At 31.9% G+C, this 1,278-nt stretch carries 2 protein-coding genes; both read left to right on the top strand.

All coding sequences use genetic code 11. The features are described 5' to 3' along the window. Positions 1-562, top strand: a 562-nt coding sequence (locus KEM39_RS11305) for an RHS repeat-associated core domain-containing protein (protein ID WP_211710065.1), incomplete at its 5' end; no start/stop codon positions are given. A gap of 13 nt (positions 563-575) precedes the next feature. Next, positions 576-1,148 (top strand): hypothetical protein, encoded by a 573-nt coding sequence (locus KEM39_RS11300; RefSeq protein ID WP_019272168.1) that lies wholly within the window; start codon positions 576-578, stop codon positions 1,146-1,148. The last annotated feature ends 130 nt before the right edge of the window (positions 1,149-1,278 follow it).

Here is a 1,278-nt window from a genome sequence, read left to right as displayed (position 1 = left end):
GAACGTAACGGGAACGACGCACCAACCCTTCCGCCTGCAAAACCAGTATTGCGACCGTGAGACGGGGCTGCATTACAATTTACTTAGATACTATTCTCCAAATTTAGGCAGATTTATTCATCAAGATCCAATCAAATTACATGGAGGAATGAATCTTTATCAATTTGCTCCTAACATTTCTAATTGGATTGACCCTTTAGGTTTATCTAAATGTGAGGATCCATGTACAGATCCTGTTAATCCAAAAAGTTCTAAACAATTTGGACATACATTTACACAGCATGGAGCACAGAAAAAAAATAATTTAAAAGGCAGAGCTGCTTCTACACGACAAGAACAAGGCTACTGGACAAATAATAATGATGCCGCTCAATTTTTGAGCCCTTACAGAAATATAGATAAAGTTACCACTGTACCCATTCCAGATGGATTAGGTGAAGTTGTATTACCAGATGGAAGTGTCAAAAAAGCAAATTGCGCAATAATAGTACCTGACAAGAAACCTCCTAAGGGAAATTGTTTAAAAACTGCTTATCCTATATATTCAAAAAATGGTTGCTGAGAGGAAATATGAAATGGTAACGTTTAAACTTATAACTTCTCAACTTCCAGAAAAGAATATCAGAACAGAAAGTGAGATCTTGAAAGAACTTTATGAAAATATAGATTTTTATGATGATTATGATTATAAAAATTATAAAAATAATTTTATGGAGGCTTTCATGATTATAGAAAATGAGTTTTTATCTATAAAGACAAATGATTTTATTATAAATGGATATAATTTAAAGTGGGAAAATTATAAATACTATATAAATAATATATTCCCAGAAATATTTGATGTTATTAATGATTTAAAGAATAATAATTCTACAAAATTGGTATTCTATGACTCTGAAAGTCAAAGAGTGATAAATTTTCACTTGAATACAAAGAATTTCCCTGAAACTATTTACTCGAATTGCACATCATTGAAGGATAACAAAATTATAGGAAGCTCGGAAAAAATTGACAAATACTGTTTATTAAATCAGCTTACAGAAATAATTAATAACTTTTCATTTTTTGTAAAATTAAACTACCCATTAATCTACAATTCTTTCTTACTACCATATTTAACAAGCAAAGGTTTATTCAAACTACAATAATCACTGAGTCATCTAAAATAACTTTTTAGCAAGCCGTAGCCCGTATGAAACCTCCAATCCCGACGTAAGGTGTGCGCGGTACGCATACACACGGGTTCTGCTTTTCAAATGCCCCATCCCCAACAGGAGC

This window comes from Neisseria sp. Marseille-Q1983, assembly GCF_018224585.1.
Taxonomy (GTDB): Bacteria; Pseudomonadota; Gammaproteobacteria; order Burkholderiales; family Neisseriaceae; genus Neisseria; species Neisseria polysaccharea.
Note: the sequence above shows the minus strand (reverse complement) of the source record. Positions and strands in the feature narration are given on the sequence as shown.

What these genes read in the sequence shown, in the direction of transcription:
- KEM39_RS11300 (WP_019272168.1), top strand. Translation starts at nt 576, where the DNA reads ATGGTAACGTTTAAACTTATAACTTCTCAACTTCCAGAAAAGAATATC.